This is a genomic window from Flaviaestuariibacter terrae (assembly GCF_054777635.1).
On record NZ_BAAHAL010000008.1, the window covers coordinates 396,820 to 411,070 of the forward strand.

Annotated in this window: 15 protein-coding genes; 7 read left to right on the plus strand and 8 right to left on the minus strand. The window is 59.0% G+C overall.

What is annotated here, in order from left to right; all coding sequences use genetic code 11:
* Window positions 1-4: 4 nt before the first annotated feature.
* Window positions 5-955, minus strand: a complete 951-nt coding sequence (locus ACYU7Z_RS09795) for an SdiA-regulated domain-containing protein (protein ID WP_460569894.1) — start codon at window positions 953-955, stop codon at window positions 5-7.
* Between the two features lie 31 nt (window positions 956-986).
* Here ACYU7Z_RS09795 and ACYU7Z_RS09800 point away from each other — a divergent pair, with 31 nt between their 5' ends.
* Complete coding sequence (locus ACYU7Z_RS09800; RefSeq protein WP_460569896.1) at window positions 987-2,231, plus strand: Pycsar system effector family protein; 1,245 nt, start codon at window positions 987-989, stop codon at window positions 2,229-2,231.
* Between the two features lie 118 nt (window positions 2,232-2,349).
* On the opposite strand, the gene ACYU7Z_RS09805 is transcribed toward ACYU7Z_RS09800, so the two are convergent.
* The 3 genes from ACYU7Z_RS09805 to ACYU7Z_RS09815 all read right to left on the minus strand — a co-directional run bounded on the left by ACYU7Z_RS09805 (window position 2,350) and on the right by ACYU7Z_RS09815 (window position 5,525).
* Window positions 2,350-2,727: a hypothetical protein gene (locus ACYU7Z_RS09805; RefSeq protein WP_460569898.1), complete on the minus strand. Its 378-nt coding sequence runs from the start codon at window positions 2,725-2,727 to the stop codon at window positions 2,350-2,352.
* A gap of 124 nt (window positions 2,728-2,851) precedes the next feature.
* Complete coding sequence (locus ACYU7Z_RS09810) at window positions 2,852-4,696, minus strand: 2-oxoacid:acceptor oxidoreductase subunit alpha (RefSeq protein ID WP_460569900.1); 1,845 nt, start codon at window positions 4,694-4,696, stop codon at window positions 2,852-2,854.
* Window positions 4,697-5,078: 382 nt separating this feature from the next.
* The gene (locus ACYU7Z_RS09815) at window positions 5,079-5,525 is read right to left on the minus strand and encodes a response regulator (RefSeq protein WP_460569902.1); all 447 of its coding nucleotides are present in this window, start codon (window positions 5,523-5,525) and stop codon (window positions 5,079-5,081) included.
* Between the two features lie 150 nt (window positions 5,526-5,675).
* Between ACYU7Z_RS09815 and ACYU7Z_RS09820 the strand changes: the two genes are divergently transcribed.
* On the plus strand, window positions 5,676-6,092 hold the full coding sequence (locus ACYU7Z_RS09820; RefSeq protein ID WP_460569904.1) for an OsmC family protein: 417 nt from the start codon (window positions 5,676-5,678) through the stop codon (window positions 6,090-6,092).
* A 122-nt stretch (window positions 6,093-6,214) separates the two neighbouring features.
* Here the strand turns inward: ACYU7Z_RS09820 and ACYU7Z_RS09825 are convergent, their stop codons facing one another.
* Entirely contained in the window at window positions 6,215-7,381 is a 1,167-nt protein-coding gene (locus ACYU7Z_RS09825) for a hypothetical protein (protein ID WP_460569906.1), read from the minus strand.
* 185 nt (window positions 7,382-7,566) lie between these two features.
* Between ACYU7Z_RS09825 and ACYU7Z_RS09830 the strand changes: the two genes are divergently transcribed.
* The 5 genes from ACYU7Z_RS09830 (at window position 7,567) to ACYU7Z_RS09850 (ending at window position 9,856) form a co-directional block, all read left to right on the plus strand.
* Window positions 7,567-7,782: a hypothetical protein gene (locus ACYU7Z_RS09830; RefSeq protein WP_460569908.1), complete on the plus strand. Its 216-nt coding sequence runs from the start codon at window positions 7,567-7,569 to the stop codon at window positions 7,780-7,782.
* A gap of 106 nt (window positions 7,783-7,888) precedes the next feature.
* Window positions 7,889-8,116: a hypothetical protein gene (locus ACYU7Z_RS09835; RefSeq protein ID WP_460569910.1), complete on the plus strand. Its 228-nt coding sequence runs from the start codon at window positions 7,889-7,891 to the stop codon at window positions 8,114-8,116.
* A 163-nt stretch (window positions 8,117-8,279) separates the two neighbouring features.
* Window positions 8,280-8,666: a hypothetical protein gene (locus tag ACYU7Z_RS09840; protein WP_460569912.1), complete on the plus strand. Its 387-nt coding sequence runs from the start codon at window positions 8,280-8,282 to the stop codon at window positions 8,664-8,666.
* Window positions 8,667-8,750: 84 nt separating this feature from the next.
* On the plus strand, window positions 8,751-8,948 hold the full coding sequence (locus tag ACYU7Z_RS09845; RefSeq protein WP_460569914.1) for a hypothetical protein: 198 nt from the start codon (window positions 8,751-8,753) through the stop codon (window positions 8,946-8,948).
* 2 nt (window positions 8,949-8,950) lie between these two features.
* Window positions 8,951-9,856, plus strand: a complete 906-nt coding sequence (locus ACYU7Z_RS09850) for an NmrA family NAD(P)-binding protein (RefSeq protein ID WP_460569916.1) — start codon at window positions 8,951-8,953, stop codon at window positions 9,854-9,856.
* Here the strand turns inward: ACYU7Z_RS09850 and ACYU7Z_RS09855 are convergent.
* From ACYU7Z_RS09855 to ACYU7Z_RS09865, 3 genes are all read right to left on the minus strand, one after another.
* A complete protein-coding gene (locus tag ACYU7Z_RS09855) occupies window positions 9,847-11,628 on the minus strand; it encodes an AMP-dependent synthetase/ligase (protein WP_460569918.1) in 1,782 nt (593 codons plus the stop codon). The two genes, ACYU7Z_RS09850 and ACYU7Z_RS09855, sit on opposite strands and share 10 nt — an antisense overlap.
* Window positions 11,629-11,811: 183 nt before the next feature.
* On the minus strand, window positions 11,812-12,807 hold the full coding sequence (locus ACYU7Z_RS09860) for a tetratricopeptide repeat protein (protein WP_460569920.1): 996 nt from the start codon (window positions 12,805-12,807) through the stop codon (window positions 11,812-11,814).
* A gap of 93 nt (window positions 12,808-12,900) precedes the next feature.
* The gene (locus ACYU7Z_RS09865) at window positions 12,901-14,121 is read right to left on the minus strand and encodes a DUF1015 domain-containing protein (protein WP_460569922.1); all 1,221 of its coding nucleotides are present in this window, start codon (window positions 14,119-14,121) and stop codon (window positions 12,901-12,903) included.
* Window positions 14,122-14,251: the final 130 nt, after the last annotated feature.

Here is a 14,251-nt window from a genome sequence, read left to right on the forward strand (position 1 = left end):
GGGCTCAGCGGGAGGCTCCCTTGCGGACGTATGGAATACGGAGCAAGGATGCTTTCCCCAGCTTGGCCTCGTTGGAGATATACATATCCCCATTATCTGCAAAAGCTATTCCCTCGGCTTGTGGGTAAAAGCTGGGGTTGAGGCGGTAGACCGCCTCCACATGACCGCGACCATCGGTGATCACGAGCAGGTGCCCCGCCGAGGACAACACGAACAGCTTCCCCGTCAGCGGGTTGAAGGCCGCCGCGGAGGGCTTGAAATCAACATGCCCGTCGCGGAGAACGTCGGCCACGTCTTTTTTGCTGATCGAATAAAGCGGATTTGGATCGAAGCGCTGCGTGCGGAGGTCGAAGCGCCAGGCGCGGCGGATCCCCAACTTGTTTTCACCCTTGATGTTCTTGGACAGCAGCACGAGGCTGTGGATACTGGAATCGTAGTACACCGTTTCAAAATCGATCGTCCCTTCCTTGACCTTCCCCGCAGAGTCGCGCTGGACGCTGGCCGGCAGCGGAACGTCGAGTGTAAAGGTGTGCGTCACGAGCCCCGAATCCGTGCGCTGGTTGGCATAGAGCGTGCCGTCGGAGGCCAGCACGTACACGGTGCTGTCGACCTTCACCACGTCCTCGTAGTCGGCGCCGAGGGCAAACTCTTCCTTGAAATAGTCGGTGCTCGAGCCGTCGGTAAACAGGCGGTACACATGTTTCTTGTCGTCGGCAATGGCCAGCATCGAGCCTTCGCCGCGGAGGTAAAAAAGTCCCGATATCTCGTTGAGCTTCTTTTCAAGGAAGTGAATTTCGGGCCGCGGCAGCACGTAGCCGGCGGGCGAATGGGGCCGGGTAAACAGCTGGCAACCGCCGAGCAGCAGCAGCAGCAGGAACAATGAGGCGGCAAGAGGCCGTACCTTACGGAAGCGGCGGCGGGCGGGGAATGATATTTTATATAGTGTATGGAACATTCTACTGATTTGAACTAAGGAAACAAAGGCTATGACAGAAAAGCAGCTCAATATATTGACGATGGCACAGGAGCGGGTTACCCGCATCTTCCGCGAAAAGGTCGACCCGAAATTCGTTTTCCACAACCTCGGCCACACGCAGCAGGTGGTGCAGGCAGCCCAGGAGCTGGCCGCGCAGTACAACCTGAGCGACGAGGATTATTTTGTTTTGTTGCTGTCGGCATGGTTTCACGATACCGGTTTCAGCAGCGGGCGGGCCGAGGAACACGAGAAGGAGAGCATCCGCAATGCCACCGAGTTCCTGCAAGACCAGGAGGTGGACTCCGAAATCATCCAGCGGGTATCGTCGTGCATACAAGCAACGCGTATGCCACAGTCCCCCCTCTCCACCGTTGAAAAAATCATGTGCGATGCCGACCTGTACCACCTCGGTGGCCCGGATTTCAACAAGATGAAGGACCAGCTGCGCATCGAGCAGGAAGCGTACCTGGGTAAGAGCGTTGCGAAAAAGGAATGGCGCCAGCGCAATATCGAGTTCCTCGAGAACCACCAGTATTTTACCGAGTACGCACAGCAGCACCGCGAGCCCCAGAAGCAGGAATGGCTGCGGCAGATGCGCAAAAAACAGGGGCACAAGGAAGTGAAGCCTTCCGCCGCCTCCGAAATATCCCCCTATACATTCGAGACCACGGCAGGCCCGGAATCAAAAGCAGGCGACCGGCAGAAACAAAGCGCCAAGGAAGACAAGGACCGCGACCGCGGCGTTCAGACGATGTTCCGCCTGTCTGCCAACAACCATATCCACCTCTCCTCGCAGGCCGACAGCAAGGCCCACATCATGATCTCGGTGAATTCGATCATCATCTCCATCATGTTCTCGGTGCTGCTCGGGCGACTCGAGTACTACCCCAACCTCGCCATCCCAACGCTGCTGCTTGCCGTTGTGTGCGTGCTCACGATCATCTTCTCGGTGCTGGCCACGCGCCCCTCGATCTCGGGCGGCACCTTTACGGAAGACGACATTAGGAGCAAGCGCACCAACCTGCTCTTCTTCGGCAACTTCTACCAGATGGGGCTCGACGAGTACAACTGGGCGATGAACGAGATGCTGAAAGACCGCGAGTACATCTACAGCAGCATGATCAAGGATACGTATTTCCTCGGTCTCGTGCTGGCGCGCAAATACCGCTACCTCCGCATCTCCTACACCATCTTCATGTTCGGCCTCATCGCCGCGGTGCTGGCCTTTATCATCAGCTATATTGTCGGAGGATGATAACTAACGATATAATGTGCTGATGTGGTGACATGGTGACGTGGTATTGGATTCGCGCGCGGCATCCGCGTTCGCACCAGGCCACCACGTCACTTCCCACTTCCGACTTCCGACTTTCTTACTTGATCCTCCGCACCGCCATCTGGTTGCCGCTGTCGTCGATGAGCAGCAGCGTATCGCGGCCGCCGGGTGGCACAAAGAAGGCTTTGTTGCCGGCGGGTGCGCTCGTGAGCAGGGCCTTGCGGGCCGTATCGTAGCGGTAGGTGCCGGTGGTTTGCTGGATAAGGCCGGAGTCGTTGTACATCCGTATGGAGAAGCTGCTGTCTTCGTTGAACCACAGGGTATCGCGGTAGCCGCCCTCGGGGCCGCTGCCCGGCGCAAACACCGAGGTCCAGGTACCGGAGAAACGGTTGTGGGCCACGTCGGCCTTCGCCTTGCCGCCGCTCTTGCACGACAATACGGTGAGGGCTACTGTAAAGAGGAATACGTTACGCATAGAAGGGTGTTTTAGATCACTTGGGTTTGGGGCTAAAGGTAAGGCAGTTCGCCGCCCCCGACGAAAAATGCCGGCATCAGCCGGCATTCATCATTCAATATTCCTTGTTCCTTGTTCACTATTCTCAGAGGAATTTCACGATCTCCTCGCGCAGCTCCGACTTCATGATCGGCTCGCCTTTCACCTTGTTGTAGCCCTTCGCATCCACCAGGTACTGGTCGCGAATGAGCTTGATCAGCTGGCCGTTGTTGATCTCGGGAATGAGCACTGTTTCATAGTTCGACAGCAGCTCGCCGAGGTTGCGCGGGAAAGGACGGATATACCGGAGATGCGCATGCGCAACGGAATGGCCTTCCTCCAGCAGCTGCGCCACCACGGTCTTGATGACGCCGTAGGTAGAGCCCCAGCCGAGCACGAGCAGCTTGCCGCTCTCCGGACCATTGTCGAGGGCCTGCTCGGGAATGTATTGGGCGATCTTGTCCACCTTTTCCTGGCGCAGCTTCACCATCAGCTGGTGGTTCTCGGGGTCGTAGCTCACGTTGCCGCTTACGTTTTCTTTCTCGAGGCCGCCGATGCGGTGCTCGAGGCCGGCGGTGCCGGGCACGGCCCAGGGGCGAACGCCTTTCTCATCGCGGAGGTAAGGCTGGAATTTCGGCTCCTGGTGCCCCAGCTCCGTCTTGAACTCGGCGTGGATCGGCGGGAGCGCCTCGGTGTTCGGGAACTGCCAGGGCTCGGCGCCGTTGGCGATATAGCCGTCCGACAGTAGAATTACGGGGGTCATATGCTCCACGGCGATGCGGATGGCTTCGTAGGCCATGTCGAAGCAATCGGAGGGAGTGCTGGCCGCGATCACGGGAATCGGGCTTTCGCCGTTGCGGCCGTATACGGCCTGCAGCAGGTCGCTTTGCTCGGTCTTGGTGGGCAGGCCGGTGGAAGGTCCGCCGCGCTGCACGTCCACGATCACGAGGGGCAGTTCGAGCATGAGGGCCAGTCCCATCGCCTCGGTCTTGAGGGCCATGCCCGGGCCCGAGGTGGTGGTAACACCCAGCTGCCCGCCATAAGCGGCGCCGATGGCCGCCGAGATACCGGCGATCTCGTCTTCGGCCTGGAAGGTGCGTACGCCAAAGTTCTTGTGCTTGGAGAGCTCGTGGAGGATATCCGAAGCAGGGGTAATCGGGTAGGTGCCCAGGAACAGCGGCAGGCCGCTCTTCACCGAGGCGGCGATAAGACCGTAGGCAAGCGCCTGGTTGCCCATGATGGAGCGGTAGGAGCCCACCTTCATCCGGGCCTTCTCCACCTGGTACTGCGTGGTAAAGGTCTCGGTGGTGTCGCCGTAGTTGTAGCCCGCGCGGAGCACGCGCAGGTTGGAATCGAGGATCTCGGGCTTGCGGCCAAATTTCTCGTTGAGGAACTGCTCGGTGGAGGCCATGTCGCGGCCGTACATCCAGTAGAGGAAGCCGAGCACGAACATGTTCTTGGCGCGGTCCTTCTCCTTGGTGCCCATCTTGTCGTCCTTGAGGGCCTCGCGCGTCATCTTGGTCACATCCATCCGGATCACCTCGAAGCCGTCGAGCGAATGATCCTCGATCGGGTTGACGCCGTCGGGGTAATTGGCCAGCCGGAGGTTCTTGGCATCGAAGCCGTCGGTGTTGACGATGATCTTTCCGCCTTTTTTCAGGTGCTTGACGTTGGCTTTGAGGGCCGCGGCATTCATCACCACCAGCACGTCGTAGGCGTCGCCCGGGGTGTGGATGCTGTTGGAGGAGAAGTGGAGCTGGAACCCGCTCACGCCGGGGAGCGTGCCCTGGGGGGCGCGGATCTCGGCGGGGAAATCGGGGAAGGTGGAGAGGTCCACGCCCAGCAGCGCGGTATTATTGGTAAACTGGGTACCGGTCAGCTGCATCCCGTCGCCGGAGTCCCCGGCAAACTTGATAACCACGTCCTGCACCAGCTCTTGCTTGCGTTCCATAGTGGCGGCAAAGGTACAAAAAGAAATCCCCGCGGGGCGGGGATTTCCGGTTCATTCAGGCCCGGGATGGGGGTTGTTGTTCAAATTTTTTGTCGGGGTCGGAATCAGCTAGGCCTGGGTCTTTCATAGGATGACGGACTATCTGGTTTTCAAAGGATGACGGATCGCGGAATTCAAAGGATGGTTGGACGAATCAGGATGGTTGGATTTTGTTGGTCTTTCGGTAGGATCTAATGTAAAATTAACCACAGCTCGGCCGTAAACATGGACCGGGGCCCCTTTTCTCAGCAAAATGCGGGATTCTGCGAAGGCAAACTAAGGGATGTCCCTAGCGGAATTAGCCGGTTTTAGCGAGCCGTAGTGGAAACTTCTTAGCCGGTTTTCAGCGTTCCGTGGCCTGGCTGGCCTCCCGGGCCCGCTGGCGGATAGCCGCAGGGTTGCTCCAGTCGAGCGAAAGGATGCCTTCGAGCCCGGCCACCAGGTCGGAGAAGGTGGAGGGCTTGCGGAAGAACAGCGAAGCGCCGGCCTCGTAGGCGGCCGCCACCAGGTCGGGCTGTTCCGACGAGCTGTAGAGCACACAAGGCAGGTGGCGGTACTCCGGCATCTGCTGCAGGTCGGCAAGGCACTCGAGCCCGTTTTTCTTGGGCATGTTCATGTCCATGAACAGGATGTCGGGGCGGAAGCGCGCCACGGCCGCAGGTAGCTCGTCGCCGTCTTCGATACACGATAATTCAATGGCTACGGGGAGTTCGGCCAGCGCCTTGCGGAGCAGGAACGCATCGTCGGGGTCGTCGTCGACGAGCAGAAGCTTTTGGATCGAAATGCGCATAAGAAAGATTTTAAGCCTTTCGTGTGGTTGGGGAGCGGCAGTTGGCGTGCCGAGCGCATCACCCTAAAGATAGCCAATTTATCGGCGGCGCCCCTTCTTTTTGCCAAGAACGGCCTGCACTTATCTTAGCACGAATAAAAAATCCCGCATATGATTCGTAACGCGACTGCCGTTTGGAACGGCTCCGGCAAGGAAGGAAATGGCAAGCTCAACACCCAGAGCGGTGTATTGAAGGACGCGCAATACTCGTACAATACCCGTTTTGCCGATGGCATCGGCACCAACCCCGAGGAGCTCGTTGCCGCAGCGCACGCCGGCTGCTTTTCTATGAAACTGAGCTTTGTGCTTGGCGAAGCCGGCTTTACGCCCGAGTCGCTCGAAACGCAGTGCGCCATCACGTTTGAAAACGGTACCATCACCAAGTCGCACCTAACCGTAAAAGGCAAGGTGCCTGGCATCTCCGAAGACAAGTGGCAGGAAGCGGTGAAAAACGCCGAGCAGAACTGCCCCATTTCCAAACTGCTGACGCAGGGTACGGCTATTTCCTCGGAAGCCTCGCTCGGTTAAGTTCAGTTTGACGTTTGGAGTTTGTGGTTTATAGTTAAGAAAGGCGCTGCTATGCAGCGCCTTTCTTTTTTGTCGTCGCTCCGTGCAACTTCAACCTCCAAACCACAAACACCAATCTCTTCCTACCGGAGCTTCTTCAGGAAGAACTCCTTGTTGAACCGTAGAAATGCGGAATAGCCGTACTCGAGTTTCTTATTGTTGATATCGTAATAGGGCTCGAGGCGGAGGTCGATGTTGACGTTCGGAAAGAGCGTCTTGTCGTAGATGAAGGTGGCGAAGAACAGCTGCCGCTCGGCTTCGCCGAAGCCGGGGATCTTTTCCGAAATGGAGTTGTACAGCGGCAGCCCGAGCGGGCCGTAGAAGGTTTCGCCTTTCCAGTAGCGCAGCTCCAGGTCGAGGTTCCATTTGGATTTGAGCAGCAGCGACGACAGCCAGCCAAAGCCTTCGTTGTAGCGCCGGAGCTTGTGACCCGAAATATTTTTGTAGCCGGCATAGTATGCATCGGCCTGTACCGAGCGGAGCGCGCCTTTACCCAGCGGGAAGGTCGCCGAGAGTCCGCCCGCGCTGTTGAACAGCGACTCGATGGCATTCGGCGATGCCGATATCTGCCCGCCATAGTGACTCACCAGTGCCTGCAGCGGCATCGTCAGCTGGAACCCGGGCCGGTCGATGAGCAGCGTGCGCGTGGAGATGCCCGAGTTGAGCTGCTCGCGGAAGTTATCGTCGATCACGATCGACTCGCGCCAGTCGATGAACCAGTCGGCCCAGAAGCGCTTCTTGTCGAGAATCAGTTGCAGGCCCTGCTCGTTGCGCGTGGTGGCGGCGCGCTGCACGGCATTCATGTCCACGTGCTCCATACGGCCGATGATGAATCGCTCGATGTTGTAAAGCGGCTCGATAAAGCGGTGGTTGAGGCCGCCCTGCAGCGTGCCCATGATAAACGTGAGTCCCTTCTTCTGGTACTTCGCCTGGAACTGCGGCTCAACGGTAACCAGCCCCGGGCGGCCAAACTCTCGGCGAAGCAGCACCCCGGCCTTGAACGAGATATGCTCGTTGAGCTGGTATTGCAGCTGGGGAATGAGCATCGTACCCAACAAGGTGTAGCTGTTGGGGATATTCCCGAACCATTCGTAGTTCCGGAGGTAGTTGATGTTGTCGACCTGCAGGCTGAGCTCGCCATTCCGGCTCGGCTGCAGGGTTGCGGTATCGCGGAAGATCGGGTAGTTCGTTTGTGCGGAAGCGGAGCCGAGGGCCCATGCGCCCAGAAGGGCCAGCAGCGCTTTTCTCATCAGCATTTCTTTTTTTAAGAGGGCCGGAAGGTAGGGCTTATTTCCAATAGCCGGGGTAAACATGGCATAATTTTTTAATCTATAATAGCCTCACCTGCCCCGTTCCCCAAAAAGGCCTACCGCCCTTACCGCATTGTCGCTCAGTCTATTAACAGGGCGACCATTGTTCACTAAAAACAACAACCATGAGTCATCGCAGAGACAAGCGCGAGCGCGCGCAAAGCCAGGGCAACAACAACCAGAAAGGCGGCAGCGGCAACAGCCAGCAAACGCCGGGTTTGGCCCGTGGCAATGAGCAGAACGTGTCCGACCAGTCGGGCAACACATCGGAGCGCAGCCAGGGTAATCGTGGCAACGATCGCCAGGGCGGTTCGGGTGGCGCTATCCGCAGCGGACGTTAATCGTGAACCGTGAGCCGTGAGCCGTGAGGACTGCGACCCGCTTTCCGTGCACGGCTCACGACTTACCCTCACGCATCCCATTGTTTCACCTTTAATACAACGAGTTATGAAAGACAACAAAAGCAGCCGTAACGTCGATCCCCAACGCGACCGGCTTTCGAATACCGATAAGCAGCAAACGAGCAGCGGCCAGGGCAGCGACAGCCGTACCAACCGGGGCGGCACAACCGACCTCGGCACTACGGGCAACGCCACGCGCCGCGGCGACTCCGGCATCAGCACGAAGCGTACGGTAACCGGCTCGGATTACGATGGCCAGGTGTCGGGCAGCTGACGGGCCTGTGCCAGAAATGGCTTGGGTCAAAGCTTCTACATTGCCGGGCCGGGGCGCAGGAAATGCAGCGCTGGTCCGTACAACGATAACACATAAGCGCCTTCGGCACGAGTTTTTTGAAGTTCTGTAGCGCTTATTATTTTTTCATTCAAAAACAACAGTCATGGAGAACAATCAAAGAAACCAGAACCAGGATCAAAATCGTTCTGGTCAAAGTTCGCAGGGCCTCGGTGGCCAAACGCAGAACACCAGCGCTGGTTCGCAGCAGGGTGGCTCGATGGGCAATAGCGGCGATCAGAATCGCAGCGGTTCCCAGGGCGGCAACCTGGGCAGCGACCAGAACCGCAGCGGTTCCCAGGGTGGTTCCTCCCGCAGCTCCGAAGGCCTCGGCAATCAAAGCCAGGGTACGAGCTCCGGCAGCCAGAGCGGCAACAGTGGCCGCTCCGACCAGGGTTCATCTTCCGGTGGTTCGAACCTGAACAGCGGCGATAGCGGCCGCGGCGGTTCCAGCCAGTCGGGCGGCAGCACGGGCCGCGAAGGTGGCATGTAAGCCATCAACGATTAGCTTGTTAGTTAACTAATGAAAGGACGCCCTGTATTTCTACGGGGCGTTCTTTTTCCAAAAAACCAGGTTATGGAAAAAGAGCAAGACGAGCGGCTCCGGGCCTACCCCAAGCCCACGGAAACCGACTCCCAGCACAAGGAGCAGGGCGAGTACCTGCAGCGACAAAGCAGCCGCCTTACCGAGCAGAGCGAGGGCGATGATACGAATCAGGACGTGCAGCAGATGCGCGATGCCAACCAGCAGGACACTACGGAGGGCATCCCTTGATCGTGCCGCAACCGGGTGGCGCTCCCGTGATCCTTTGCGGCGCCAGCGGCGCCCTTGGTAGCCGCATCGCGCGCCAGCTCCTGCTCCGCGGCGCATCCGTAAGGGCCCTCCTGCGCAGGGGCAGCGCAGCGGCCGGGCCCGAAGGCGCACAGCTCGTGCACGTCGACTATAACGATCCCGGGTCCATCCTGCAGGCCTGCACAGGCGGCAGTTGCGTTGTGTCCGCGCTGTCGGGCCTGGAGGATGTGATCGTTGACATTCAGGGACGCGTGCTCGCCGCAGCGGTACAGGCAGGAGTTCCACGCTTTATCCCATCGGATTATTGCATCGACTATACCCAACTGGAAGCGGGCGGTAACCGCAACCTTGATCTGCGTCGTCGCTTTGCTGAAACGCTCGACGCTGCCCCGATCCGGGCCACGGGTATTCTCAATGGGATGTTCACCGACCTGCTGACGGGGCAGGCACCGGTAGTGCTGCGCAAGCAACAGCGCATACTCTATTGGGGGGATGCCGACCAGCCGCTTGATTTTACCACGATGGACGATACAGCGGCCTTCACTGCCGCCGCAGCCGTCGACGATTCGGCGCCACGCTACCTCCGCATCGCCGGCGACGTGCTGTCGCCCAATGGGCTCAAAGTGGCCGCCGAAGCGGCTTTCGGAAAACAATTCCGGCTATTTCGGGCCGGCAGCCTCGACACGCTTCGCACGATGATCCGGCTAACGCGGTTCGTGATGCCCGCGCGAAAAGAGGTATTCCCGCCCTGGCAGGGCATGCAGTACCTGCACGATATGCTTAGTGGTAAGGCAAAGCTCGGACGGCTCGACAACGACCGCTATACCGATCTTCATTGGACGAAAGTAGTGGACGTGCTGAATGGCAGTGCCCCGTCGGCTTATTCGTAAATGCGGACGACGGCGTCCTTGTATTTTTCCATGATGGCCTTCCGCTTCAGGCTCAGCTTCGGTGTCAGCTCGCCCCCGTCGACGCTCCATTCGCGGGGCAGCAGGGCGATCTTCTTCACCTGCTCCACATTGTTGAAATAAACGTTGTAGGCATCGACCTGCTGCTGCATGAATGCCTGCACCTTCGCGTTGCGGCACAGCGCCTCGCGGTCGTTGCTGTCGATGCCCTGCGTGCCGCACCACTGCTGCAGGCGCGTGAAGTTGGGAACGACCAGGGCGCCGGTGAACTTCTGCCCATCTCCGACCACCATGATCTGCTCGATGAAGGGCGACTCCACCATCCGCGTTTCGATGGGCAGCGGCGCCACGAATTTGCCCCCGGAGGTTTTGAAGATCTCTTTCTTACGGTCGGTGATCTTGAGAAATTTCCCTTCCTCGAAGCGGCCGATATCGCCGGTATAGAGCCAGCCGTCAATCACCACTTCCTCGGTGAGGTCGGGGCGCTTGTAGTAGCCCATCATCACGTTGGGGCCTTTGCACAGTACCTCGCCGTCGTCGGCGATCTTCACCTCCACGCCGTCGATGGCGGGGCCGACGGTGCCGAAGCGGCGGTTCTCGGGCTCGATGCGGTTCACCGAGATCACGGGCGACGATTCCGTCTGCCCGTAGCCTTCCATGATCGGGATATTGCCGGCCGTAAAAATACGGATGAGACGCTCGGGGCAGGCTGCCGCCCCCGTAACGATCGCGCGGATATTGTTGCCAAGACCCTCGCGCCACTTGCTGAACACAAGCTTGTTGGCGAGCTTCAGCTGCAGCCGGTACCAGGCCGAGCCGGGCTTCGCCACGTCGAAGCGCTCACCCAGCTTCAGGGCCCAGAAAAACAGCTTCTTCTTGATGCCCGTCAGCTCGTGCGCCTTCGCCATGATCTTCTCATACACCTTCTCGAGAAGTCGCGGCACCGTGGTGAACATCTCGGGCTGCACTTCCTTGAGGTTGTCGCCGAGTGTATCGAGGCTCTCCGCATAATAGATGGTAACGCCGGCAAAGAGGTAGATGAAGGTGACCGTGCGCTCGAAGATGTGGTTGAGCGGAAGGAAGGAAAGCACCTTGCTGCCGCGGTGTACCGGCAGGAGTGTTTGCGTCGCAAGAACGTTGCTCAGCACGTTGTGGTGCGAGAGCATCACGCCCTTGGGCACGCCCGTGGTGCCCGATGTATAAATGATGGTAAAGAGATCTTCGGTGTCGATGCGGCTGTCGATGCCGGCGAGTTGCGCGCTGTGCTCCGGCAGCCCAAGACCCAGCAGCTCCGACCAGTGCGGCGTGCCTTCGAGGTGCTCGAAGCTGTATACGGCCGCCACCGAGGGACATTGCGCGCGCACCGATTCGACCTTTTGCAGCAGGTCGGCGTCGTTGACGATCACCAGCTTCACCTGCGCATCGTTGAGCACAAAAGCCAGGTCGTTGACATGCACCGTGGGGTACACGGGCACCAGCACGGCGCCCATCTTTTGAACAGCAAGGTCTACGATGACCCACTCGGGCCGGTTCTTCGAAAGGATCGCGATCTTGTCGCGCCCTTCGATCGACATATCGTGCGGACCGAGTCCCAGGGCCAGGAGGCCGGCCGCCAGCTTTTCCACTTTTTCGCGCACATCGCGCACGCTCCGGGTCCGCCACAGGCCTGCCTCCTTAGCCGCCAGCAGGGGCGCGTCGGGAGCCGATGCGTACAGGATTTCCAGGCAATCGTAAAGGCGGCGCGGGTGGATCATAGAGCAAAAATAAAGTACTACTTCAAGTTAGGGGAAAAACAAAAAACGAGCGCGGCGTTCCAAAAAGAAGGGCCGCAAGCGCGGCCCCTGAATTTATTCCAAGGTCTGGTGCGGCGTCATTTCAAACCGCCGCTTTCGCTGACGCTTCAGCGGGCGGAGCCAAACACCAAACCTCAAACTGACTTACTGGTAATACTGCCCGGCGGGCATCCGGAACACGCGGCCCTTCTGGAAGTTGCTGAACTTCTCGTATTCCCCGGCATGGTTGCGTGTCCAGTTCTCGAAGGCCGGGAGGTTGTCGTCGGCGCCAAAGAGCCATTGGTTGTACGCATCGAACAATCCTTCGCGCAGCAGCTGCTGCTGGTAGTCGAAGAGACGGAAGGGGAACTTCGTCATGTAGGTCTTGCTCCAGTCGAGGATGAAGCGGGTGCGGATCATCGTCAGCACCTCGGTGTTGAGGCCGCGGTTGGCGAGCGAGGACTGCTTGCCCATTGTTTCGAGGAAGGCCTTCGCGAATTCGGAGGGCTTTTTCTGGTCCTGCAGCATATCGGCGTCGGCAAAGAGCTTTTCCTTGTAGGCTTTCAGGAGAAGTCCGCGCATGGCCGTTCCGCGCTCGCTGAGGCTTTCCATGTTCACGAAGATCTCGCCGTACACGAGTGTCCAGGTCTTGTCTTTCGTATAGTAGTAATACAGGGCGGCGTTGTAGTAGTTGCCCGAGAAGGAAGGATCCTGGCGGATGCCTTTTTCCCATTGCTCGATGGCATTGTAGTCCTGCTTGGCCCAGAGCAGCTCGCCGTACTCACTATAGAGCGGGCCGCTTTTCGGGAACTTGCGCAAGGCCGAGCGGTACATCTTCTCGGCGTCCTTTACCCGCTCCAGCTCCTTGTACACGTTGCCCGCGATCTGGTACGCCTGCACGTCGACCTCGGGATGGTCGAGCATTACATCGACCACGTCGAGCGCCTTTTTGTAATCACGCTTGTAGTAGAGCGCCAAGGAAAGCTCTTTCTGCAGGGCAAAGTTGTTGCGGTCCGACTGCAGCGCGCGCGACAGCACCAGCACGGCGTTGTCGTAATCGCCGGAGCGCAGGAAGGTACGGGCCGTTTCAATCGGTGTATCCTGCGCGGCGCCGGCCAGCGACAGCGAGAGAGCCAGCACGGCGGATAGGAATCGTTTCATGGAGGCAAAATACGGGAAACGGGCCTTTAGGGCCCGTTAAAAAATCTCGGATCTCAGATCGCTGATCTGAGATCCGACATCTGAGATCTGAGATCAAATAAGGTGTGTGAGCAGGCCGTCGCGAAGCTTGGGCTCAAACCAGGTGCTCTTGGGGGGCATCACCTCGCCGGAGTCGGCGATGTCGAAAAGTTGCTGGATGCTTACGGGGTACAGGCTGAAGGCGGCTGCAGCCTCGCCCGATTGAACGCGCTTCTCGAGCTCGCCGAGGCCGCGGATGCCGCCCACGAAGTCGACGCGGTTGTCGGTGCGCGGGTCGCGTATGCCGAGGATGCGGTCGAGCAAGTTTTCCTGGAGTATCGTGACGTCGAGCACGCCGATGGGATCGTTGCGGAAGCTGCCTTCCTTCGCCGTAAGGCGGTACCACTGGCTGCCCAGGTACATTCCGAAGCTATGGAGGTCCGCCGGGCGCACGGCTTCGCTGGCCGGCTGCACGTCGAACGACTCTTTGACTTTTTCGAGGAAGGCCTCGGGCGACAGGCCAGCGAGGTCTTTCACGATCCGGTTGTAATCGAGGATGGCCAGCTGGTTGGCGGGGAAGATCGTGGTAAGGAACCACTGGGCATCGGCGCTGTCAGGAAGCTGCTGGCTCACCTTGGCCGCGGAGGCGCAGCGGTGGTGGCCGTCGGCGATATAGGTAGCCGGGATGCGGTCGTGGAAAAGGCTGGTAATGGTATCGATGGTGGCGGCGCCATCTACCACCCATACGGCATGCGTTACGCCATCGGGTGCGGTGAAGAGGTACTCGGCGTCGTGCTGGCTTTTCCAGTGCGTGAACACGTCATCGAGCTCCTTGATGTCCTTGCAGGCGAGAAACACGTTGCCGGTCTGGGCGCGGATGGCGGCCATATGGTCGATGCGATCCTTCTCCTTTTCGGGGCGCGTGAACTCGTGCTTCTTGATCACGTCGTCGAAGTAGTCCTTCACCGACGATACGCATACGAGACCCGTTTGGGTGCGGCCGCGCCAGGCGAGCTCGTAGATATAGTAGCAGGGCTTTTCTTCCTGGAACAACACCTTGCGCTCCTGGAGGGCCTGCAGATTTTCGGCGGCTTTGGCGTACACCTCGGCGCTGTGCGTATCGATGCCCGCGGGCAGGTCGATCTCCGACTTGGTCACATGCAGGAAGGAAAGCAGGTTGCCTTCGGCTTCGGTGCGGGCTTCCTCGGAATTGAGCACGTCGTAGGGCTTCGACGCTACCTGGGCAGCGAATTCATTATGCGGGCGGAGCGCGCGGAAGGGTCTGATAGCAGCCATAGTCTTCGATTGAAGGGGCAAACGTAAGAAGAATCTGCTAGTCTGCTAATGCTGTAGTCTGCTAAAGCGCTCCCCAATACATAACTTTTCTGCTTTCCTGAGTACGGCCTCTCCTATTAGCAGACTAGCA

Excerpts from the sequence above, each read along its gene's own strand:
- ACYU7Z_RS09855 (WP_460569918.1), bottom strand. The coding sequence starts at position 11,628 with ATGATCCACCCGCGCCGCCTTTACGATTGCCTGGAAATCCTGTACGCA.
- ACYU7Z_RS09795 (WP_460569894.1), bottom strand. The coding sequence starts at position 955 with ATGTTCCATACACTATATAAAATATCATTCCCCGCCCGCCGCCGCTTC.
- ACYU7Z_RS09845 (WP_460569914.1), top strand. The coding sequence starts at position 8,751 with ATGGAAAAAGAGCAAGACGAGCGGCTCCGGGCCTACCCCAAGCCCACG.
- ACYU7Z_RS09830 (WP_460569908.1), top strand. The coding sequence starts at position 7,567 with ATGAGTCATCGCAGAGACAAGCGCGAGCGCGCGCAAAGCCAGGGCAAC.
- ACYU7Z_RS09820 (WP_460569904.1), top strand. The coding sequence starts at position 5,676 with ATGATTCGTAACGCGACTGCCGTTTGGAACGGCTCCGGCAAGGAAGGA.
- ACYU7Z_RS09865 (WP_460569922.1), bottom strand. The coding sequence starts at position 14,121 with ATGGCTGCTATCAGACCCTTCCGCGCGCTCCGCCCGCATAATGAATTC.
- ACYU7Z_RS09810 (WP_460569900.1), bottom strand. The coding sequence starts at position 4,696 with ATGGAACGCAAGCAAGAGCTGGTGCAGGACGTGGTTATCAAGTTTGCC.
- ACYU7Z_RS09805 (WP_460569898.1), bottom strand. The coding sequence starts at position 2,727 with ATGCGTAACGTATTCCTCTTTACAGTAGCCCTCACCGTATTGTCGTGC.
- ACYU7Z_RS09825 (WP_460569906.1), bottom strand. The coding sequence starts at position 7,381 with ATGAGAAAAGCGCTGCTGGCCCTTCTGGGCGCATGGGCCCTCGGCTCC.
- ACYU7Z_RS09840 (WP_460569912.1), top strand. The coding sequence starts at position 8,280 with ATGGAGAACAATCAAAGAAACCAGAACCAGGATCAAAATCGTTCTGGT.
- ACYU7Z_RS09835 (WP_460569910.1), top strand. The coding sequence starts at position 7,889 with ATGAAAGACAACAAAAGCAGCCGTAACGTCGATCCCCAACGCGACCGG.
- ACYU7Z_RS09860 (WP_460569920.1), bottom strand. The coding sequence starts at position 12,807 with ATGAAACGATTCCTATCCGCCGTGCTGGCTCTCTCGCTGTCGCTGGCC.
- ACYU7Z_RS09800 (WP_460569896.1), top strand. The coding sequence starts at position 987 with ATGACAGAAAAGCAGCTCAATATATTGACGATGGCACAGGAGCGGGTT.
- ACYU7Z_RS09815 (WP_460569902.1), bottom strand. The coding sequence starts at position 5,525 with ATGCGCATTTCGATCCAAAAGCTTCTGCTCGTCGACGACGACCCCGAC.